20 protein-coding genes are annotated in these 20,227 nt (G+C 48.0%); 19 read left to right on the forward strand and 1 reads right to left on the reverse strand.

Annotated elements, in window-relative coordinates:
• The first annotated feature begins 19 nt into the window (after positions 1 to 19).
• From BQ9856_RS07320 to BQ9856_RS07355, 8 genes are all read left to right on the forward strand, one after another.
• Positions 20 to 850 (forward strand): segregation and condensation protein A, encoded by an 831-nt coding sequence (locus tag BQ9856_RS07320; RefSeq protein ID WP_077610445.1) that lies wholly within the window; start codon positions 20 to 22, stop codon positions 848 to 850.
• A complete protein-coding gene (gene scpB, locus BQ9856_RS07325; RefSeq protein WP_077610446.1) occupies positions 843 to 1,505 on the forward strand; it encodes an SMC-Scp complex subunit ScpB in 663 nt (220 codons plus the stop codon). Before BQ9856_RS07320 ends, scpB begins: the two co-directional genes overlap by 8 nt.
• Positions 1,499 to 1,939, forward strand: a complete 441-nt coding sequence (locus tag BQ9856_RS07330; RefSeq protein ID WP_442855577.1) for a dUTP diphosphatase — start codon at positions 1,499 to 1,501, stop codon at positions 1,937 to 1,939. Before scpB ends, BQ9856_RS07330 begins: the two co-directional genes overlap by 7 nt.
• Before the next feature lie 39 nt (positions 1,940 to 1,978).
• A complete protein-coding gene (locus BQ9856_RS07335) occupies positions 1,979 to 2,755 on the forward strand; it encodes a tetratricopeptide repeat protein (RefSeq protein WP_077610448.1) in 777 nt (258 codons plus the stop codon).
• 9 nt (positions 2,756 to 2,764) lie between these two features.
• Entirely contained in the window at positions 2,765 to 4,036 is a 1,272-nt protein-coding gene (gene hflX / locus BQ9856_RS07340) for a GTPase HflX (RefSeq protein ID WP_077610449.1), read from the forward strand.
• A 140-nt stretch (positions 4,037 to 4,176) separates the two neighbouring features.
• Positions 4,177 to 6,543: a ribonucleoside triphosphate reductase gene (locus BQ9856_RS07345; protein ID WP_077610450.1), complete on the forward strand. Its 2,367-nt coding sequence runs from the start codon at positions 4,177 to 4,179 to the stop codon at positions 6,541 to 6,543.
• Between the two features lie 111 nt (positions 6,544 to 6,654).
• Positions 6,655 to 6,924 (forward strand): hypothetical protein, encoded by a 270-nt coding sequence (locus BQ9856_RS07350; protein WP_077610451.1) that lies wholly within the window; start codon positions 6,655 to 6,657, stop codon positions 6,922 to 6,924.
• A 20-nt stretch (positions 6,925 to 6,944) separates the two neighbouring features.
• Positions 6,945 to 8,312, forward strand: a complete 1,368-nt coding sequence (locus tag BQ9856_RS07355; protein ID WP_077610452.1) for a sodium-dependent transporter — start codon at positions 6,945 to 6,947, stop codon at positions 8,310 to 8,312.
• Positions 8,313 to 8,385: 73 nt separating this feature from the next.
• Here the strand turns inward: BQ9856_RS07355 and BQ9856_RS07360 are convergent, their stop codons facing one another.
• Positions 8,386 to 8,826 (reverse strand): RrF2 family transcriptional regulator, encoded by a 441-nt coding sequence (locus BQ9856_RS07360; RefSeq protein WP_077610453.1) that lies wholly within the window; start codon positions 8,824 to 8,826, stop codon positions 8,386 to 8,388.
• A gap of 169 nt (positions 8,827 to 8,995) precedes the next feature.
• Here BQ9856_RS07360 and BQ9856_RS07365 point away from each other — a divergent pair, with 169 nt between their 5' ends.
• The 11 genes from BQ9856_RS07365 (at position 8,996) to BQ9856_RS07415 (ending at position 20,213) form a co-directional block, all read left to right on the forward strand.
• Entirely contained in the window at positions 8,996 to 10,354 is a 1,359-nt protein-coding gene (locus BQ9856_RS07365) for an MATE family efflux transporter (protein ID WP_235839172.1), read from the forward strand.
• A 16-nt stretch (positions 10,355 to 10,370) separates the two neighbouring features.
• Positions 10,371 to 12,281 (forward strand): NAD(+) synthase, encoded by a 1,911-nt coding sequence (locus BQ9856_RS07370; protein ID WP_077610455.1) that lies wholly within the window; start codon positions 10,371 to 10,373, stop codon positions 12,279 to 12,281.
• Positions 12,282 to 12,294: 13 nt separating this feature from the next.
• Positions 12,295 to 13,074, forward strand: a complete 780-nt coding sequence (locus tag BQ9856_RS07375) for a TrmH family RNA methyltransferase (RefSeq protein WP_077610456.1) — start codon at positions 12,295 to 12,297, stop codon at positions 13,072 to 13,074.
• Between the two features lie 131 nt (positions 13,075 to 13,205).
• A complete protein-coding gene (locus BQ9856_RS07380) occupies positions 13,206 to 13,646 on the forward strand; it encodes an NfeD family protein (RefSeq protein WP_077610457.1) in 441 nt (146 codons plus the stop codon).
• Between the two features lies 1 nt (position 13,647).
• Positions 13,648 to 14,586, forward strand: coding sequence for an SPFH domain-containing protein (locus tag BQ9856_RS07385; protein WP_077610458.1), 939 nt, complete (start codon positions 13,648 to 13,650; stop codon positions 14,584 to 14,586).
• An 83-nt stretch (positions 14,587 to 14,669) separates the two neighbouring features.
• Positions 14,670 to 15,821, forward strand: a complete 1,152-nt coding sequence (locus BQ9856_RS07390; RefSeq protein ID WP_077610459.1) for a patatin-like phospholipase family protein — start codon at positions 14,670 to 14,672, stop codon at positions 15,819 to 15,821.
• A gap of 94 nt (positions 15,822 to 15,915) precedes the next feature.
• Positions 15,916 to 16,851, forward strand: a complete 936-nt coding sequence (gene argF / locus BQ9856_RS07395) for an ornithine carbamoyltransferase (protein WP_077610460.1) — start codon at positions 15,916 to 15,918, stop codon at positions 16,849 to 16,851.
• A gap of 2 nt (positions 16,852 to 16,853) precedes the next feature.
• Positions 16,854 to 17,162 (forward strand): DUF6637 family protein, encoded by a 309-nt coding sequence (locus tag BQ9856_RS07400; RefSeq protein WP_077610461.1) that lies wholly within the window; start codon positions 16,854 to 16,856, stop codon positions 17,160 to 17,162.
• The gene (locus BQ9856_RS07405; RefSeq protein ID WP_442855500.1) at positions 17,162 to 18,145 is read left to right on the forward strand and encodes a biotin--[acetyl-CoA-carboxylase] ligase; all 984 of its coding nucleotides are present in this window, start codon (positions 17,162 to 17,164) and stop codon (positions 18,143 to 18,145) included. Before BQ9856_RS07400 ends, BQ9856_RS07405 begins: the two co-directional genes overlap by 1 nt.
• A gap of 65 nt (positions 18,146 to 18,210) precedes the next feature.
• Entirely contained in the window at positions 18,211 to 19,305 is a 1,095-nt protein-coding gene (mutY, locus tag BQ9856_RS07410) for an A/G-specific adenine glycosylase (RefSeq protein ID WP_077610462.1), read from the forward strand.
• Between the two features lie 5 nt (positions 19,306 to 19,310).
• Positions 19,311 to 20,213: a diacylglycerol/lipid kinase family protein gene (locus BQ9856_RS07415; protein WP_077610463.1), complete on the forward strand. Its 903-nt coding sequence runs from the start codon at positions 19,311 to 19,313 to the stop codon at positions 20,211 to 20,213.
• Positions 20,214 to 20,227 lie beyond the last annotated feature (14 nt).

A 20,227-nucleotide genomic window follows, 5' to 3' on the forward strand; every position in this document is an offset into this window, starting at 1 on the left:
ATCTGCTTTGGAGGAATTTATGGGAATCTCTTATAAACTGGATAATTTCGAGGGTCCGCTGGACCTGCTGCTTCATTTGATTGATAAGAATAAAGTGAATATCTATGACATTCCCATTGTGACAATTACGGAGCAGTATTTAGACTATGTAAATCACATGGAAACAGAAGATTTAAATATAGTCAGCGAGTTTCTGGTCATGGCTGCAACCCTCATTGACATAAAGGCGCGGATGCTTTTACCCAAGGAGGTCAATGAGGAAGGAGAAGAAGAGGATCCCAGGGCGGAACTGGTGGCCAGGCTTTTGGAATACAAATATTTTAAATATATGTCTCTGGAGCTTAAGGACCGGGAAGTGGGGGCAGACCGTTTGTTTTATAAAGTGCCCACGGTCCCGCCGGAAGTGGCCAGATATGAGCCGCCGGTCGACTTGGACAAGCTTCTTGACGGGCTTACGCTGGCAAAGCTTCAGGAGATATTCCGGCTGGTCACAAAGCGTACAGAGGACCGGGTGGACCCCATCCGAAGCCGTTTTGGAAACATCAGGAAGGAATCCGTAAGCCTGGAGGACAAGATCAATTCGGTCATGGATTATGCCAGAAAACACCGGAAGTTTTCTTTCCGCAGGATGTTTCATCAGCAGTCAGACCGGGTCGAAGTCGTCGTGACATTTTTGGCGCTTCTGGAGCTCATGAAGATCGGCAAGATCAGGCTGAGCCAGGAGCATTTGTTTGATGATATGCTCATCGAGACCCTGGAGCCGGAAGGGGAAGAAGGGGAACTGAATCTGCCGGATTTAGAAGACAATGCAGAGGGATTGAACGGAGAGGAAGAGAAATCAGATGGATAAGGAAACGCTGGCGGCAGACGGGCCGAAGAAGATCACAAAAGAAGAAAAAATATGGGAAGCCGTGATTGAAGCTGTTCTTTTTACCATGGGAAATTCCGTTGAACTCAGCCGGCTGGCCGCCGCAATCGGTCAGGATGAGAGTACGGCCAGGGAGATAGTCCTCCGTTTGATGAAGCGTTATGATACGGGAAAAAGAGGTATGCAGATTATTGCGCTGGAGAACAGTTACCAGATGTGTACCAGATCCGAATATTATGAGAACTTAATCCGTGTGGCATCCGCACCGAAAAAGCAGGTGCTTACGGATGTGGTTCTGGAAACCCTGTCCATCATAGCTTATAAGCAGCCTGTAACAAAGCTTGAGATAGAGAAGATACGGGGGGTCAAATCCGATCACGCCGTTAATAAGCTGGTGGAATATAACCTGGTATATGAGGTCGGCCGTCTTGATGCGCCGGGCCGTCCGGCTCTCTTTGCTACGACGGAGGAATTTTTAAGAAGATTCGGCATTGGCTCCACCCAGAACCTTCCGGCAGCGGATCCGGTGGTTGCTGCTGAGATACGCATGGAAGTGGAAGAGGAGCTTTCCGAAAGCGGTGATCTGATATCAGAAGAAGATAAAAAAGACGGGAACATTCAGGAGGAAATATCGTGACAAAAACAATAAGAATTAAATATTTTACAGATAAAATCGATCGCTTGCGCTGCATAGACGGAAAGTCCGACTGGATCGATCTGCGTGCGGCAGAAGAAATCCGGATGAATGCCGGTGATTTTAAGTTGATCCCTCTGGGAATCGCCATGGAACTTCCGGCCGGTTATGAAGCCCATGTGGTTCCGAGAAGCAGCACGTTTAAAAATTATGGCGTGATCCAGACCAACAGCATGGGAGTCATTGATGAAACCTATTGCGGGGACAATGACCAGTGGTTTTTCCCTGCTTATGCGCTTCGGGATACGGTGATCCATGTCAATGACCGGATCTGCCAGTTCCGCATTATGGAGCATCAGCCTTCCTTGTGCTTTGAGGAGGTTGGAATTCTGGGACACGAGGACCGGGGCGGCCATGGAAGTACGGGAAAACAATAGCCAATGGCGAATCGAATTTCCTAAAAAGGAGATAATAGCATGAGAAGAAAGACCGGATATGGAGCTGCCGTTCTGGGGCTGGCTATCATACTTGCCATGTCCTCAGGCTGCGGAAAAAAGGAAAATAAATATTCTTACCGGACTGCCGGGATCAAAGCCTTAAATGCAGGCAATTATGACGCTGCCATCGAAGCGTTTGACCAGGCCGTCAATTCTTCCAAAGGGCTGGTGGGAAAGTTTGACGTGGATGTTTTAAAATACCGGGCAGAGGCCGAGTATTTATCCGGGGACTATCAATCTGCCGTCAATACGTATGATATTCTCATTCAAGTAGACGGGGAACGTGCCGAATATTTAAATATGCGTGCTGTTTCCAAAGCCGGAGCCGGAGATTCAAACGGAGCTTTGGAAGACTATAAGCGGAGTGCTTCCCTTGATCCGGATAAACAGGCGCCGGGCCGGACCAAGGCTTTGCTGGCGGCCGGAGCCGCCATGGAGAAGACGGGAACTGCCTCAGAGGCCATGACCCTTTACGAAGCCGCGCTGAAAGAAGGGGAGCAGAGTGCCGAGCTCTTCAACCGGATGGGCTTATGCAGGATGGCCGAAGAGGATTGGGATGGAGCGATCGGGTATTTTAAAAAGGGACTTACCGCGGAGGACGGCTCAAAGGTTCCGGAGCTTTTGTTTAACCAGGCGGTTGCCCAGGAATACAAAGGTGATTTTAAAACAGCCCTGGATCTGATGCAGCAATATGTCACGGCCCACGGTTCCGATGAGGAAGCGGAGCGGGAGATCACATTTTTAAAGACAAGATAGGAAGAATCAATGGCAGAGCTAATTGAGTTAAAGGAAATAGAAGAACGGGTGATCCTGGCGGCGGTCAGCACCGGAGAGGGAGATGACGCGTCAGCATCTCTCGACGAACTGGAAGAGCTGGTAAAGACAGCAGGAGCAGTTGCGGTGGATAAGATGATACAGAACCGGGAGAGGATTCACCCGGGGACTTATCTGGGAAAGGGCAAGATACAGGAGATAAAGGACCGCCTCCGGGAACTTGACGCCACCGGAGTCGTATGTGATGATGAACTGTCTCCGGCTCAGATGCGGAATCTGGAAGAGGCCCTGGATATTAAGGTGATGGACCGCACCATGGTGATCCTGGACATTTTTGCTTCCAGAGCTACCACCAGAGAAGGGAAGATCCAGGTGGAGCTGGCCCAGTTAAGATACCGGTCAGCCCGCCTTGTAGGACTTCGCAGTTCCTTATCCCGTCTGGGAGGCGGAATCGGCACCCGAGGTCCGGGTGAGAAAAAGCTGGAGATGGACCGCCGCCTGATCCATGACAGGATCGGAATGTTAAAGGCTGAATTAGAAGATGTGAAACGGCACAGGGAGGTAGCCAGGCAGCAGCGGGATAAGAACCACGTGCCGGTTGCAGCGATCGTGGGCTATACCAATGCCGGAAAATCCACCCTGTTAAACAGGCTGACGGATGCGGGGATCCTGGCAGAGGATAAGCTGTTTGCCACCCTGGATCCCACTACCAGAAATTTAAGCCTTCCTGGAGGGCAGCAGATCCTCTTAACCGATACGGTGGGCTTTATCAGAAAGCTGCCCCATCATTTGATCGAAGCATTTAAAAGCACCCTGGAGGAAGCAAAGTACAGCGATATCATCCTTCATGTGGTGGACTGTTCCAACCCGCAGATGGATATGCAGATGTATGTGGTATATGAGACCTTAAGGGAGCTTAAGGTCCGTGATAAAGTAATGGTTACGGTGTTTAATAAGATCGATGCCGCAGAGTCCGGCGTTGTCCTTAAGGATGTTTCTTCGGACCATCAGGTAAGGATATCTGCAAAGACCGGGGAAGGGCTTTTAGAACTCCTTAATCTCTTAGAGACCATTCTTCGGAATCAGAAAGTATATCTGGAAAAGGTTTATCCTTATAAGGAAGCAGGGAAAATCCAGCTGATCCGTAAATACGGCCAGCTGTTAAAGGAAGAATACCAGGAAGATGGAATTTTGGTAAATGCCTATGTGCCATCGGAACTGTTCGCCGGTCTGGCGGGCAATGCCGATGTTTTTGACGAATAAGAAATAAAGACACAATATGTGGATTTGGTGTTAAAAAACTAAACTACATATTGTGTTTTTGTTTTCCTTCTGCTATAATACCAATGTATTCCAAAATAATGAGTCATGTAGGGTTCGTAACGGAAAGGAGTTTGGTTTTGATGATCCAAGTAGTAAAGAGAGATGGGGAAAATGCTGAATTCAGCCTGAATAAGATCACGGAAGCGATTAAAAAAGCATTTAAAGCCACCCGGAAAGAGTATAACAATGAGATACTGGAATTGTTATCCCTTCGTGTAACTGCTGATTTTCAGGAGAAAATGTCAGGCGGACAGGTTACAGTGGAGCAGATTCAGGACAGCGTGGAGCACGTACTGGAGCAGGCAGGTTATACCGATGTAGCAAAGGCTTACATTTTATATAGAAAACAGAGGGAAAAGATACGGAACATGAAGAATACCATCCTGGATTATAAGGATGTGGTGAACAGCTATGTGAAGGTGGAAGACTGGCGTGTGAAGGAGAATTCTACGGTCACATATTCCGTCGGGGGACTGATATTAAGCAATTCCGGCGCTGTTACGGCCAATTACTGGCTGTCTGAAATTTACGACCAGGAGATTGCGGGAGCTCACCGGAATGCGGATATCCACATTCACGATTTGTCCATGCTGACCGGATACTGCGCAGGCTGGTCCTTAAAGCAGCTTCTCCTTGAGGGGCTTGGCGGCATACCGGGAAAGATCACCTCTTCTCCTGCAAAGCATTTATCCGTTCTCTGCAACCAGATGGTCAATTTCCTTGGGATCATGCAGAATGAATGGGCAGGGGCTCAGGCGTTTTCTTCCTTCGATACTTATCTGGCTCCCTTTGTAAAGGCGGATGATTTATCCTACCGGGAAGTGAAAAAATGCATCGAATCCTTTATTTTCGGTGTAAATACGCCCAGCCGCTGGGGAACCCAGGCTCCATTTTCCAATATCACTCTGGACTGGACCGTTCCTGCCGACATGGCGGAGCTTAACGCGGTTGTAGGCGGGAAAGAGATGGATTTTAAGTATAAGGACTGCAAAAAAGAGATGGACATGATCAATAAGGCCTTCATTGAGACCATGATTGAAGGGGATGCCAATGGGCGCGGCTTCCAGTATCCCATACCCACTTATTCCATCACAAAGGATTTTGACTGGTCCGATACGGAGAACAACCGGCTGCTTTTTGAGATGACTTCCAAATACGGAACTCCTTATTTCTCCAACTATATCAACAGTGATATGGAACCAAGCGACGTAAGAAGCATGTGCTGCCGTTTAAGACTGGACCTCCGGGAACTCAGGAGAAAGACCGGCGGATTCTTCGGCTCCGGAGAGAGCACCGGTTCCGTCGGGGTTGTGACCATTAACATGCCAAGGATCGCTTACCTTTCCAGGGATGAAGCTGATTTCTACAAGCGCCTTGATCATATGATGGACATTTCGGCCAGGTCTTTAAAGACCAAACGGGAAGTCATAACAAAGCTTTTAGACCAGGGACTCTACCCCTATACAAAGCGTTACCTGGGAAGCTTTGAAAACCATTTCTCCACCATTGGATTGATCGGTATGAATGAGGTGGGCTTAAACGCAAAGTGGCTGGAAGAGGATTTAACAAGCATCAAGACCCAGCAGTTTACAAAGGATGTGCTGAATCACATGCGGGAAAGGCTTTCGGATTATCAGGAAATGTACGGAGACCTTTATAACCTTGAGGCAACCCCTGCGGAATCCACCACATACCGTCTGGCAAAGCATGACAGGGAGCGTTATCCGGACATAAGAACGGCCGGCAAAGAGGGGGATACCCCCTATTATACCAACAGCTCCCATCTTCCTGTTGATTACACGGCAGATGTTTTTGATGCTCTGGACATACAGGATGAGCTGCAGACGCTTTATACCTCCGGAACGGTATTCCATGCATTTCTGGGGGAAAAGCTTCCGGACTGGGAAGCTGCTTCCAAGCTGGTACGGACCATTGCGGAAAATTTCAAGCTGCCTTACTATACGTTATCACCTACCTATTCCATCTGTTCGGAGCACGGATATCTTTCAGGGGAACATAAGGTATGCCCTGTCTGCGGGAAAAATGCCGAGGTATACAGCCGAATCACCGGTTATTACCGTCCGGTGCAGAACTGGAACGAGGGAAAGACCCAGGAATATAAAAACCGTACAACCTATAATATTTCCCGCTCTGTGCTGAAAAAGACGGATGAGGGCACAAATAGGGAAAAAGAACCGGAGAAAAAAGCGGAGATTCCGGCAGGAGCTTATTTATTTACCACCAAAACCTGTCCAAACTGCCGGATGGCAAAACAGTTTTTGCAAAACATGGATTACGAAGTGGTCGATGCCGAGGAGAATGCAGAGCTGGCGGCAAAGCTCGGCATTATGCAGGCTCCCACTCTGGTCGTTGTCAAGGATGGCCTGATTCAGAAGATCACCAATGCTTCTGACATCAGGAAATTTGCGGAAAGCACCAGCTGTTAAAAGATCGCTGACAGACAGCGGCTCAGCATAAGATATGGTAGTCAGGTAAAAGATTCTGTGCTATAATGGTACGGAATCTTTTATCGTTTCAAACAGAAAGGGGCATGATGGATGGAATATGAGAATACCTGGGTCTTGTTTGAGGAGGCAAATGGGGTAGCCCGAAAGACCATTGAGGCGGAGCATCATTATATCAGCCTGCAGATACAATCCCATGGGGAAGCGTGTTTTCTTCTTGTGATTGAAGCGGGGATAGAAGCTGTTTCTGTGGAGCTGAAATCACGGACTCTTGAGGAGGCTTTGAAAGAGGCCGATGGCTTTTCCAGGGATTATTTCAGGGATAAGGCCCGTCTGTTTGAGGAGATAGCGGATAGAATCTGACAGATGAGGAGTTTAGAAAGATGGGCAGAGAAAAATTTTCGTCCCGTTTGGGATTTATCCTGATTTCAGCGGGATGTGCGATTGGCCTTGGTAATGTCTGGCGTTTCCCTTATGTTGCGGGCCAGTATGGAGGAGCAGCGTTTGTTTTGATCTATGCAGTATTTCTGCTTATCCTGGGGCTGCCGATCGTGGTGATGGAATTTGCGGTAGGCCGTGCCAGCCAGAAGAGCATTGCATTGTCCTATGATGAGTTGGAACCAAAAGGCAGTAAGTGGCATTACGCCAAATACCTGGGCATGGCAGGAAATTATATCCTGATGATGTTCTATACCACGGTTGCCGGCTGGATGGTCTTATATTTTTTCAAGATGGCAAAAGGGGATTTTGTGAGTCTTAATGCGGAAGGCGTAGCTGAGGAGTTCAGCAATATGCTGGCTGATCCGCTGACCATGGGGATTTTTATGATCATTGTGGTGGTGGGATGCTTTTCCATATGCGCCAAAGGCCTTCAGGGAGGCGTTGAAAAGATCACAAAGGTGATGATGATATGCCTTTTGGCCTTAATGGTGATACTGGCCGTTCATTCGGTGCTCATGGAGAACAGTGCGGCAGGGCTGGAATTTTACTTAAAGCCTGATTTCGGCAAGATTAAAGAAGCAGGGTTAGGCGAAGTCATCTTCGTTGCTATGGGACAGGCTTTCTTTACTTTAAGCATTGGAATCGGTTCCCTTGCTATTTTCGGAAGCTATATCGGTAAGGATCACAGGCTGACCGGTGAAGCCATCAGTGTGACGATCCTGGACACGCTTGTAGCTTTCATGGCTGGACTCATTATTTTTCCTGCCTGCTTTGCATTTCAGATTGAACCGGGACAGGGACCCAGGCTGGTTTTTGTAACATTGCCCAATGTGTTCAACAATATGGCGGGCGGAAGGCTTTTAGGAAGCCTGTTTTTCCTTTTCATGTCATTTGCGGCTGTTTCCACCGTAATCGCTGTTTTCCAGAATATTGTGTCTTTTGCCACGGATTTAACAGGATGCAGCATAAAGAAAGCGGTTGTGCTGAATGCGGCAGCCATTATCCTTTTATCCTTGCCCTGCGTGCTTGGATTTAATGTGTGGAGCGGTTTTATGCCCTTCGGTGAGGGCAGCAATGTGCTGGATCTGGAAGATTTCATTATCAGCAACAACCTGCTTCCCCTGGGAAGCCTGGTTTACCTGGCCTTCTGTACCACCAGATACGGCTGGGGATTTGAGGGCTTCATGAAAGAGGCCAACGAAGGAAAGGGAATCAAATTTCCGGTCTGGGTAAGATCTTACGTAACTTATGTCCTTCCGGTCATAGTTTTAGTGATCTTTATTCAGGGCTATGCGGCGAAATTCTTTTAAAATGCTGAAAAATCCCCTATGGTATGCAATTCTAATATTGCCATGCCATAGGGGATTTTTACGTGTCCGCGTTCTATATACTGTAATGATTGGTATTGCTGTCCAGCCTTTTCTGTTCTTCCACCAGATCTGCAAGGGTAATGCTATCGACTACATCGGAGATGGCGTTATCCAGCTTTTTCCATACCATGAGGGTGGCACAAATGTCAGCGCGGCTGCAATGGTTGACTTCATCCTCCATACACGACACGGGGACCAGGCTGCCTTCCGCAAGACGCAGTATCATGCCGACGGTATACTCCGAGGGGGCTTTTGTAAGAAAATAGCCGCCCTGGGCACCCCTTCTGCTTTTGACATATCCGGCCCTGCTCAAAATGGTGACAATCTGTTCCAGATATTTATCGGATATCTCCTGCCGTTCTGCCACCTGATTGATTTTTGTGCATTCGCCCGGATGAAGCGCAAATTCAAGCATCATACGAAGGGCATAGCGTCCCTTGGTAGAAAATTTCATAGCTGTAAATCTCCTTCCTAATTATTCTTATCTGTTTAGTAGGATATAAAGATATTTTACACGAATTTGACGGAAAAGTAAACCATTAATTATCCGGCTTCCCAATTTCCGAAAAAGGATGTATACTAATACTCATTGGGGAGATTGGAAAAAGGTGGGAGGATCATTTGTGAAGAAAAAACAAAGGATAAATCAGGTAATCATGACCGAGGGCGTAATATGGAAACAGCTCCTTGCTTTTTCCATGCCTCTTCTGGTCGGAAACTTGTTTCAACAGCTCTATAATACGGTAGATTCCGTGGTGGTAGGTAATTTTATCGGAAGCGAAGCCCTGGCCGCCGTAGGGTCAAGCAATTCCCTGATTAATCTGATCATTGGAATGTTCATGGGAATCAGCACAGGAGCCGGAGTCATCATCTCCCAGTACTACGGGGGAAAGGATGAGGAAAAGCTTCACTGGGCGGTACACACATCCATGGCCTTAAGTCTGGCCGGAGGACTGATCCTGATTATTGCAGGGGTGCTTCTCTCGCCTCTGATTTTAACGTGGATGGGAACGCCGGAAGCGGTCATGCCCAATTCCGTTGCTTATTTAAGAATATTTTTCTGCGGTTCTCTTTTTAATCTGGTATACAATATGGGAGCAGGTGTTTTAAGAGCGGTGGGGGATTCTAAGAGGCCCCTTTATTATCTGTGCGTTTCTTCTGTGGTTAACATTGTACTGGATCTGGCTTTCGTCGTGTTTTTCGGTATGGGGACAGCAGGTGTGGGATACGCAACCGTCATCGCTCAGGCGGTATCTTCCGTTTTGATCGTCCGGGCCCTTGTAAGAACCGATGACATCTACCGGCTGGTTCTAAGTAAAATCAGGATCGATAAACGGATGATGGTACGTATATTAAAGCTTGGTATCCCAAGCGGCATCCAGCAGTCCATCATATCCCTTTCGAACGTCATTGTCCAGGCGAATGTCAACAGCTATGGCTATGCCGCTATGGCGGGCTTCGGCGCATATAGCAAGATCGACGGCTTTGCAATGCTGCCATTACAGAGCTTTTGCATGGCGGCGACCACATTTACAGGACAGAATATCGGCGCGAAAAAGGCAAGGCGTATAAAACAGGGGGTGTTTCAGGGCATAGTCATAAGTCTTGTTTATACGGCCCTCATTTCAGTGATCCTGTACTTTAATGCGGAGCGGATCCTGCGGATATTTTCGCCGGATGAAGGAGTCATTGACTATGGTTATGCGACCATGCTCATCTTGCTGCCGTTCTACTGGACCATATCCATTCACCAGATTTTAATGGGCAGCATACGGGGAAGCGGGCGGACCATGGTTTCCATGTTGATCGGTGTGGGAAATATGTGCATTCTGCGCATGATTTATATTAATTTTCTGGTACCATATTTCCCCAGTTATGAGGCGGTAATGTGGTGTTATCCTATAACATGGATCACAACCATGCTGATGGACTGTTTTTACAGCTTAAAAGCGAAATGGATACCAAAGGGTATGAATGAATAGATAGGAGATAAAAACGATGAAACATGGATATATCCGGGTTGCCGCGGCGACCCCTGACGTAAAAGTAGCAGATCCGGAATTTAACAGGAAACGGATCTGTGAACTGATAAAAGACGGAATTGAGAAAAATGCGAAGATCATGGTATTTCCGGAACTCTGCCTGACTTCCTATACCTGCGGCGATTTATTCGGGCAGGATGCTTTGCTTCGGAAGGCAAAAGAGGAGTTAAAAGAGATTTTAAAGGCTACAAAGGGCCATGATCTTCTGGCCTTTGTCGGTATGCCCTGGGAGCGCAGCGGGAAGCTTTATAATACGGCGGCAGCTGTCCAGAATGGAAAAATCCTTGGAATTGTGCCAAAGACCAATCTGCCCAATTATTCGGAATTTTATGAGCTGCGTTATTTTGAACCGGGAAATGAGCTGCCGGTGATGGTGAAATGGGAGGATGAACTGGTTCCCATGGGTACCAACATTCTTTTCGCATGCGAGGACGACCCGAAGCTTGTTGTGGCGGCAGAAATCTGTGAGGATGCATGGGTCCCGAATCCGCCGTCCATACGCCACGCAACCGCAGGTGCGACCGTTATCGTTAACTGCTCTGCCAGCGATGAGACGACGGGGAAAGATATTTACCGCAGAAGCCTGATTATCGGGCATTCCGCCAGCCTGGTATGCGGTTATATCTACGCCAACGCAGGAGAGGGAGAATCCAGCCAGGATCTGGTATTCGGCGGCCAGAATCTGATTTCGGAGGACGGGACCCTTCTTACGGAGTCAAAGCGTTTTGAAAATGAGACGATTTATGGCGATATGGATTTAGAACGGCTGAATCATGAGCGGAGAAGGATGACGACGTTTCCTCCGGTAAATACGGATAAACATGCAGTGGTGACCTTCCGCATGAAACAGGCAGATCTGGAATTAAAGCGTTTTATTGACCCCAGGCCGTTTGTTCCGGATAATGAGAAAGAGAGGAACAGAAGGTGTGAAGAAATTCTTTCCATTCAGGCCATGGGATTAAAAAAGAGGCTGGCCCATACCGGCTGCAAGCATGTGGTTGTGGGGATATCCGGCGGCCTTGACTCCACTTTGGCCCTTCTTGTGACAGTCCGTGCCTTTGATATGCTGGGCATCCCAAGAGGTCAGATCCACGCAGTGACCATGCCCTGTTTTGGAACTACGGACCGGACGTACCAGAACGCCTGCCTTTTAACCGGAAAGCTTGGAGTTCAACTGACGGAGGTGAATATCGAGGAGGCCGTAAGGATTCATTTCCGGGATATCGGGCAGAGCGCTGATGTCCATGATGTGACTTATGAAAATTCACAGGCCAGAGAGAGGACTCAGATCCTTATGGATATGGCAAACCGTCTGAATGGACTGGTAGTCGGAACGGGGGATATGTCCGAACTGGCTCTGGGCTGGGCCACCTATAACGGGGATCATATGTCCATGTACGGGGTAAATGCCTCCGTACCAAAGACTCTGGTCCGCCATCTGGTCCGCTATTATGCGGATACCTGCGGGGATGAAGCGTTAAGAGATGTGCTTCTGGATATTCTTGACACACCCGTCAGCCCGGAACTGCTGCCGCCTCAGGACGGAAAGATCGCCCAGAAGACTGAGGATCTGGTGGGCCCCTATGAGCTTCACGACTTTTTCCTGTATCAGATATTAAGGTTTGGTTACAGGCCCCAAAAGGTTTACCGCATGGCTTCCTATGCGTTTGAAGGGCGTTATGAGAAGGAGGCCATATTAAAATGGCTGAAGGTTTTCTACCGCAGATTTTTCAGCCAGCAGTTTAAGCGTTCCTGTATGCCTGACGGGCCTAAGGTGGGTTCTGTGGCGGTATCCCCAAGAGGTGATCTGCGCATGCCAAGCGACGCGGTGAGCCGTCTTTGGCTGGAAGAACTGGAGAACTTGTAAAGAGAGGTACATTATGATAACCAGCAGTGCCAATGCAAAAGTAAAGCAGGTGATGAACCTGTCAAAGAAGGCCAAAGCGAGAAAGCTGAGCGGCCTCTTTGTGGCGGAGGGCCTTCGGATGTTTAAGGAGATCCCGGGGGATAAGATCCACAGTGTCTTTGTATCAGAAAGCTTTATAAAGGATGAGGCGCACAAAAAGCTTTTGTCGGGGAAAGAATATGAGACTGTGGCAGATGATGTGTTTAAGACCATATCAGATACCCAGACGCCCCAGGGGATCTTAGCGCTGGTCAGACAGTACGCCTATACGGAGAAGGATCTGCTTCATGCTCCGGGTGCTGCCTTTCTCATGATCCTGGAAAATATCCAGGACCCCGGAAATCTGGGGACGATTTTAAGGGCAGGAGAAGGCGCCGGAATCACGGGGGTGCTCATGAATGAGACCACAGCAGATATATATAACCCCAAGGTCATCCGTTCCACCATGGGCTCCATCTGCCGTGTCCCCTTTGTGTATACCGGCGATCTGCAGGCAGCTTTAAGGGTGTTAAAGGCCGGAGGTGTCAGGCTTTATGCAGCACATTTAAATGGCAGGAATAATTATGAAAAAGAGGATTATACTGTTGATACAGGGTTTTTAATTGGAAACGAAGCAAATGGTCTGACAGAAGAAACGGCAGCTATGGCAGATGTCTGTGTTAAGATCCCGATGAAAGGGAAAGTAGAATCTTTGAATGCTGCAGTCGCAGCTTCTGTACTGATGTTTGAGACGGCAAGGCAGCGGCGCAGGTAACCGTCAGAAAATTGTAAGGCTTTTCATCAGGAAGAAATATTGAGAAATACTGGAAAATATAGTATGATAGTCTTAACGGATCGATTTGCCGGGCAGCTTTGCCTACACTGACAGGGAAGGGGAATGATAGGATGGCAGCAATCTATTGGCTCATTGCATTTGTAGTGCTTCTGGGAATTGAAGCAGCTACCATGGCTCTGACAACCGTCTGGTTCGCCGGAGGAGCGCTGGTTGCATTTGTGCTGGCTTTGTTTGGGATCAATATCCAGGTGCAGCTTGCAGCATTTGTGATCGTATCCTTTATACTTTTATTTTTTACCAGGCCTTTTGCCTTAAAATATGTAAACCAAAACACGGTTAAGACCAATTCAGAAAGCCTGATTGGAAAATACGCCAAAGTTACGGTTGAAATCAATAACACAGAGGGGAAAGGTGCAGCGGTCTTAAACGGCCAGGAATGGACGGCAAGAGCGCTGGAAGATGGAAGGATATACCCCGCAGGCACCATGGTGGAAGTAAAGGAAATAAGAGGCGTAAAACTAATTGTAAGTAAGAAACAGGAGGAATCATAGTATGGGATTATTTGGATTTACAGCGGTTATTATCATATTAGTCATTATTCTGGCATTATTGGCATCCTGCGTCAAGATCGTCCCTCAGGCCCAGGCTCTGGTTGTAGAGCGTCTTGGCGCTTTCCTGGAGACATGGTCGGTGGGCGTTCATATTAAAATGCCGATTCTGGACCGGGTGGCCAGGAGGGTTAACTTAAAGGAACAGGTAGCGGATTTCCCGCCCCAGCCGGTTATCACCAAGGATAATGTTACCATGAGAATCGATACGGTGGTGTTTTTCCAGATTACAGATCCGAAGCTTTATGCTTACGGCGTTGATAATCCCATGATGGCAATTGAAAATCTGACGGCAACGACCCTTCGTAACATTATCGGCGATCTGGAACTGGATCAGACATTGACCTCCAGAGAGACCATCAATGCAAAGATGAGGGAAATCCTTGATATTGCCACAGACCCCTGGGGTATCAAGGTTACCCGTGTGGAAGTTAAGAATATCATGCCTCCGGCAGCCATTCAGGATGCCATGGAGAAACAGATGAAGGCAGAGCGTGAACGCCGTGAAGCCATTTTAAGAGCAGAAGGCGAGAAGAAATCGACCGTTCTTGTGGCAGAAGGTAAGAAGGAATCCGCCATTCTGGATGCGGAGGCTGAAAAACAGGCTGCTATCCTTCGTGCGGAGGCAGAGAAGGAAAAAAGGATCCGTGAGGCAGAAGGCCAGGCTGAGGCCATCTTAAAGATCCAGCAGGCAAATGCGGATGGAATCCGCATGATTAAAGATGCGGGCGCTGACCAGTCAGTTTTAGTTCTTAAGAGTCTGGAGGCGTTTAAGGCAGCTGCTGACGGCAAGGCAACCAAGATCATCATTCCTTCTGAGATTCAGGGGCTGGCTGGGCTGGTATCTTCCATTACGGAGATTCCAAAGAATCCGGAAGTTTAATTTCCCTAAGTTATTAAAATACCGCAGCAGGGGGCAGATGCCCTCTTGCTGCGGTTTTCGCTTGGGTGTTTTAAGGAGGGCTTATGGAACTGAAATTGGACTTAAGCAGGGAGTATGGGCTTGTCCTGGAAGGCGGAGGAGCCAAGGGCGCTTATCAGATCGGTGCATGGAAGGCTTTGCGGGAAGCCGGAGTAAAAATCAAAGGAGTGGCCGGTGCTTCTGTAGGTTCCTTAAATGGAGCGCTTATTTGCATGGATGATTTGGAGCGGGCGGAAGAGATCTGGAAGAATATTGAATATTCCCAGGTCATGGCGGTGAGCGATGATACCATAAAGGCTCTGAAAAGGAAGGACTTTAAATCGCTGAATCTGCAGGAACTGGTAAACAGCGGACTGCAGCTCGTAAAAGGGGGCTTTGACATCACTCCTTTAAAAAATCTCATCGCAGAAGTGGTGGGGGATGAGGAGAAGATCAGAAATTCGGACAGGGAACTCTATACCGTGACTTATTCGGTATCAGACCGGAAAGAACTGGCGGTGGATGTAAGGAGCGGGGAAACGGGGACCGTCAAGGACATGCTGTTGGCCAGCGCTTATTTTATGGCGTTTAAGAATGAAAAGCTGGGCGGAAAACGGTATATGGATGGCGGAGGTTTTAACAATGTTCCCATTGATGTGCTCATTGACCATGGATATGAAGATATCATTGTGATCCGCATTTATGGCTGGGGATTCGATAAGGAACGGGTGATAAAGGTTCCGAATGGGATCCGTGTTTATCACATCGCTCCCAGACAGGATTTGGGCGGAATTCTGGAATTTGATAAAAAACAGGCCAGAAAAAACATGACTTTGGGATATTATGATGCCAAAAGGTTCTTATATGGCCTTTCCGGGCGTATCTATTATATTGATGCCCCAAATACAGAACCTTATTATTTCGATAAGATGATGTCGGAATTGGAGCTTTTAAAAATATGCATGAAGGATACGCTGAATGAAGAGGGGATGGAGGCTTTGACAGGCTACCGTTCCTTTACGGAAAAAATATTCCCCAGGCTGGCAGAAGAATTCCGGTTAAAAGAAGATTGGGACTACAAGGATATGTATCTGGGGTTATTGGAGGATCTGGCTAAACGCCTGAAAGTCAAACGCTTTCAGATCTACACGGTGGAACAGCTTTTGGGGGAGATCAGGAAGAAGCTTCAATCACTTGACAGTGTGATTCCGTTATAGTAAGGTTATAATAATCAAAAAAGTATTGCATGATTATGCATAATATACTATAATCATGTATAAAAATACATTAGAAAAAAACGGAGGAAGCTATATGAACCTAAAAGGCAGAAATTTTATTACGTTGAAGGACTACACACCGGAGGAAATCGGATACCTGCTGGACTTAGCTGCTGACTTGAAGGCCAGGAAAAAACAGGGGATTACCGGAAATTCCTTAAAGGGAAAAAACATTGCGCTCATTTTTGAAAAACCATCCACCCGCACCAGATGTTCCTTTGTGGTAGCTGCCGTAGACGAAGGCGCTCATCCGGAATATTTGGGAAAAGACGATATACAGCTGGGACACAAGGAAAGCGTGGAAGATACGGCCAGGGTTTTGGGAAGAATTTTTGACGGGATCGAATTTCGCGGCTTTCAGCATAAAACCGTGGAAGATCTGGCAAAATATGCCGGTGTTCCGGTCTGGAACGGACTGACGGATGAATATCACCCGACCCAGATCCTGGCAGACTTACTGACCATGAAAGAACATTTCGGATACTTAAAGGGACTCCGGTTTGTATACACCGGGGATGGCCGGAACAACATGGCCAACAGCCTGATGATCGGTATGAGCAAAATGGGGGTCCATTTTACCATACTGGCCCCTGAGAGCCTGTGGCCAAAGAAGGATCTGGTGGATTTATGCCAGGGCTATGCAAAGATGAGCGGCAGCACCATCACTCTGACAGAGGATACGGATGCAGTAAAGGATGCGGACGCCATTTATACCGATGTATGGTGCTCCATGGGAGAAGAGGACAAGGCTGCAGAGCGTATTGCTCTCTTAAAGCCGTTTCAGGTAAACAAGGAACTGATGAAAAAAACCGGAAAGGATACCACCATATTTATGCACTGCCTGCCGGCTGTCAAGGGAAATGAAGTGACAGAGGAAGTTTTTGAATCCGGCGTATCGGTGGTATTTGACGAAGCAGAAAACAGAATGCACACCATCAAGGCGGTGATGGTTGCTACATTAGGAGAGTAAGAATGTATATACAGGAACGAGGGAGGAACTTAAGAAATGCCTCCATGATGGTGGACCTGGTTCACATTGTGGTGGGGGTCCTGATTGTGGTACTGGCCGTTATTTCATTTTTAAACCCGGAAGATCATATGCTTTTATTTCCGGCGGTCTTTTTTCTGGCCGGAGCACTCAATCTGATCAACGGGATTTATAAAATAAGGCTCAGCGGCCGGGAAAAGAAAAAGAAAGCGGCAGGCATGGCTGTTCTTTTGTTTGGGGTCCTTCTTTTCGCCCTTGCGGGAATCAGCGCGGTCAGCATCTGGTGGGGGTGATGACATTGAAATCAGAGATTTTGAAACTGTTGAGAGAAAGCGGCAGCTTTTTGTCCGGACAGGAATTGTGTGAGCGTTTCGGAGTTTCCAGGACTGCGGTCTGGAAAGTCATGCGCCAGCTTGAAGAGGAAGGATATCAAATTGCTGCGGTTCGAAATAAAGGGTATCATTTAATCGATTCCTGTGATATAATGACGAAAACAGAGATAGAAAGCTGCACGGCCGGAGGATTCGGCCGGGAGGTGGAATACCACGAGACCATTGATTCCACAAATATCAGGGCAAAACGCCTGGCAGAAGAAGGCGCTGCTGCCGGAACTTTAGTCGTGTCCGACTGCCAGAATGCAGGACGCGGCAGGAGAGGACGGGTCTGGGTGTCCCCTTCCGGTAAGAATATTTTTATGAGCCTCATTTTAAGGCCGGACATCCTTCCCGCTTCAGCTTCCATGCTGACTCTGGTGGCGGCCCTTGCGGTACATGACGGCATAAAGAAGGCCGCCGGACTGGATACAGCCATTAAGTGGCCCAATGACATCGTATCAAATGGGAAAAAGATGTGCGGGATTCTGACGGAAATGAGTGCCGAACTGGAAGGGATCCACTATGTGGTGGTTGGGATGGGAATCAACGTCAATATGGAAGAATTTCCGGAAGAAGTAAAACAGGCGGCAACCTCTCTGCTTCTCGAAACAGGGAAAAAAGTAAGAAGAAGCCGGCTTATAGCGGCCGTTATGGAGGCTTTTGAGCATTATTATGAAGAATTTATCAGCCAGGGTGATTTATCCGGGCTGATAAGTGTCTATAATAAGCATATGGCCAATGCAGGAAAGGAAGTCCGGATTCTGGATACGTCAGGTGAATATACAGGCAGGGCGTTGGGAATCAATGAGAAGGGAGAGCTTCTTGTTGAAATGAGTTCGGGAGAGGTAAAACATGTGATTTCCGGAGAAGTATCTGTCCGTGGGATCTATGGATATGTGTAAGGGGAAAAGAGACTTTTCCCCGTCCTTTCATTTATGAGGCGGAAGGCGCGCCGCCGGAGGGAACGATGAACCAATCACTTTATGATAAGTTACAGGTTTTAGAGCCCCGGGAAAAAGAGATGGGGACCATGGAGCGTTTAAAAGCCATGGAACGCCCGCTGCTTTCCTGGTACCGGGAACACGCCCGGGCTCTTCCCTGGAGGGAAAGACCCGAACCATACCGGGTATGGATTTCTGAAATCATGCTTCAGCAGACAAGAGTCGAGGCTGTGAAACCGTATTTTGAACGTTTTATGGAGGCACTTCCGGGAATTCCGGATCTGGCTGGCATACAGGAGGACCGGCTTTTAAAGCTTTGGGAGGGACTGGGCTATTACAGCAGGGCTAAAAATCTAAAGAAAGCGGCAGAGCTTCTTGTAGAGCAGTACGGCGGAGCGCTGCCGGCATCCTACGGGGAGCTTAAAAAGCTTCCCGGGATCGGGTCTTATACCGCAGGCGCCATTGCTTCCATAGCCTTTGGGATTCCGGTTCCTGCGGTTGACGGCAATGTGCTTCGGGTGATATCCAGGGTCACCGGAAGCCGGGAAGACATTTTAAAGCAATCGGTCAGGCGGGACATGGAAGAAAAGCTGAAGGCAGTCATGCCGGCAGATGCAGCCGGTTCCTATAACCAGGGACTGATTGAAATCGGAGCCATGGTCTGTGTTCCCAACGGAGCTCCCTTATGCGGAAGGTGTCCGTTGGCTTCGGTATGCCTGGCAAGGATCAAAGGCCTTACCGGTGTGATTCCGGTAAAAACGCCCCCAAAAGCCAGAAGGTTGGAGGATAAAACCGTAATGCTCCTGTGGTTTCACGGGCGGGTCGCCATCCGGAAGCGGGACGATACGGGGCTCCTGGCTTCTCTTTATGAATTCCCAAATCTGGATGGGCATTTGGACGGAAAGACCATTCTTACACATTTGGGAGTGAAGGAAGCAGGAATCACTCCTCTTCCTGCAGCAAAGCATGTGTTCAGCCATGTGGAATGGCATATGACAGGATTTCGGATCGAGCTTAAGGAAGAACCGGCTGGAGACTTTTTATGGGTCACTCCGGAAGATATGAAAAAAACTTACTCCCTGCCAGGCGCATTCAAAGCGTATACAAAGTTGATTAGGTGATTATAATGAAAAAGATGCTTTTTATATTTAATCCGCGTTCCGGGAAGGCGCAGATCAGGAATAAGCTAATGGATATTCTGGATATTTTTACGAAAGCAGGCTATGAACTGCTGGTTCATGTAACACAGCGGCCTGGTGATGCGATGAAAGCGGCTGCTTTCTATGGAAGCAGTGTGGACCTGGTTGTGTGCAGCGGCGGGGACGGCACATTGAATGAAACCATAAGCGGCCTCATGAAGCTGGAAGATTTTCCCAATCTGGGGTACATTCCGTCCGGTTCCACCAATGACTTTGCATCCAGTTTGAAAATTTCCAAGAATATGATAACAGCTGCAGAAGCTGCGGTTTCCGGTACTCCGTTCCCCATTGACATCGGCTGCTTCTGCGGGGACAGGCACTTTGTATATATTGCAGCGTTCGGCGCATTTACTGAGGTTTCCTATCTGACCCCTCAGGATAAGAAGAACGTTCTTGGACATCAGGCATATATGTTAGAGGGCATGAAAAGCCTGGCTTCCATAAAGTCCTATTGCATACGGGTAGAGTGTGAGGAGATCACCTTGGAAGGAGAGTTTATCTTTGGAATGGTCACCAATACCATAAGTGTGGGAGGTTTTAAAGGTCTGGTGACCCAGGATGTGGCTCTAGATGACGGCGAGTTCGAAGTGCTGTTAATCCGGACACCCAAGACCCCTTTGGATTTAACCAACATCATTAATTATATGTTTCTGAAGGAAGAACCCAATGAATACGTCCATAAGTTTCGGACAAGGTCTTTGAAAATCCTCCCGGAAGAGCCTGTAGACTGGGTACTTGATGGAGAGTTTGGCGGGACCAGAAGGGAAGTTCAAATCATCAATTTAAAGAAGCGGATCCGGATTATGAGAAGACCACCGAAAAAGCGATAAATCTGCTTTTTTCA

This window comes from Clostridium sp. Marseille-P2415, assembly GCF_900155545.1.
Classification (GTDB): Bacteria; Bacillota; Clostridia; order Lachnospirales; family Lachnospiraceae; genus Lacrimispora.

What these genes read in the sequence shown, in the direction of transcription:
- BQ9856_RS07320 (WP_077610445.1), top strand. Translation starts at nt 20, where the DNA reads ATGGGAATCTCTTATAAACTGGATAATTTCGAGGGTCCGCTGGACCTG.
- scpB (WP_077610446.1), top strand. Translation starts at nt 843, where the DNA reads ATGGATAAGGAAACGCTGGCGGCAGACGGGCCGAAGAAGATCACAAAA.
- BQ9856_RS07335 (WP_077610448.1), top strand. Translation starts at nt 1,979, where the DNA reads ATGAGAAGAAAGACCGGATATGGAGCTGCCGTTCTGGGGCTGGCTATC.
- hflX (WP_077610449.1), top strand. Translation starts at nt 2,765, where the DNA reads ATGGCAGAGCTAATTGAGTTAAAGGAAATAGAAGAACGGGTGATCCTG.
- BQ9856_RS07345 (WP_077610450.1), top strand. Translation starts at nt 4,177, where the DNA reads ATGATCCAAGTAGTAAAGAGAGATGGGGAAAATGCTGAATTCAGCCTG.
- BQ9856_RS07350 (WP_077610451.1), top strand. Translation starts at nt 6,655, where the DNA reads ATGGAATATGAGAATACCTGGGTCTTGTTTGAGGAGGCAAATGGGGTA.
- BQ9856_RS07355 (WP_077610452.1), top strand. Translation starts at nt 6,945, where the DNA reads ATGGGCAGAGAAAAATTTTCGTCCCGTTTGGGATTTATCCTGATTTCA.
- BQ9856_RS07360 (WP_077610453.1), bottom strand. Translation starts at nt 8,826, where the DNA reads ATGAAATTTTCTACCAAGGGACGCTATGCCCTTCGTATGATGCTTGAA.
- BQ9856_RS07370 (WP_077610455.1), top strand. Translation starts at nt 10,371, where the DNA reads ATGAAACATGGATATATCCGGGTTGCCGCGGCGACCCCTGACGTAAAA.
- BQ9856_RS07375 (WP_077610456.1), top strand. Translation starts at nt 12,295, where the DNA reads ATGATAACCAGCAGTGCCAATGCAAAAGTAAAGCAGGTGATGAACCTG.
- BQ9856_RS07380 (WP_077610457.1), top strand. Translation starts at nt 13,206, where the DNA reads ATGGCAGCAATCTATTGGCTCATTGCATTTGTAGTGCTTCTGGGAATT.
- BQ9856_RS07385 (WP_077610458.1), top strand. Translation starts at nt 13,648, where the DNA reads ATGGGATTATTTGGATTTACAGCGGTTATTATCATATTAGTCATTATT.
- BQ9856_RS07390 (WP_077610459.1), top strand. Translation starts at nt 14,670, where the DNA reads ATGGAACTGAAATTGGACTTAAGCAGGGAGTATGGGCTTGTCCTGGAA.
- argF (WP_077610460.1), top strand. Translation starts at nt 15,916, where the DNA reads ATGAACCTAAAAGGCAGAAATTTTATTACGTTGAAGGACTACACACCG.
- BQ9856_RS07400 (WP_077610461.1), top strand. Translation starts at nt 16,854, where the DNA reads ATGTATATACAGGAACGAGGGAGGAACTTAAGAAATGCCTCCATGATG.
- BQ9856_RS07405 (WP_442855500.1), top strand. Translation starts at nt 17,162, where the DNA reads ATGACATTGAAATCAGAGATTTTGAAACTGTTGAGAGAAAGCGGCAGC.
- mutY (WP_077610462.1), top strand. Translation starts at nt 18,211, where the DNA reads ATGAACCAATCACTTTATGATAAGTTACAGGTTTTAGAGCCCCGGGAA.
- BQ9856_RS07415 (WP_077610463.1), top strand. Translation starts at nt 19,311, where the DNA reads ATGAAAAAGATGCTTTTTATATTTAATCCGCGTTCCGGGAAGGCGCAG.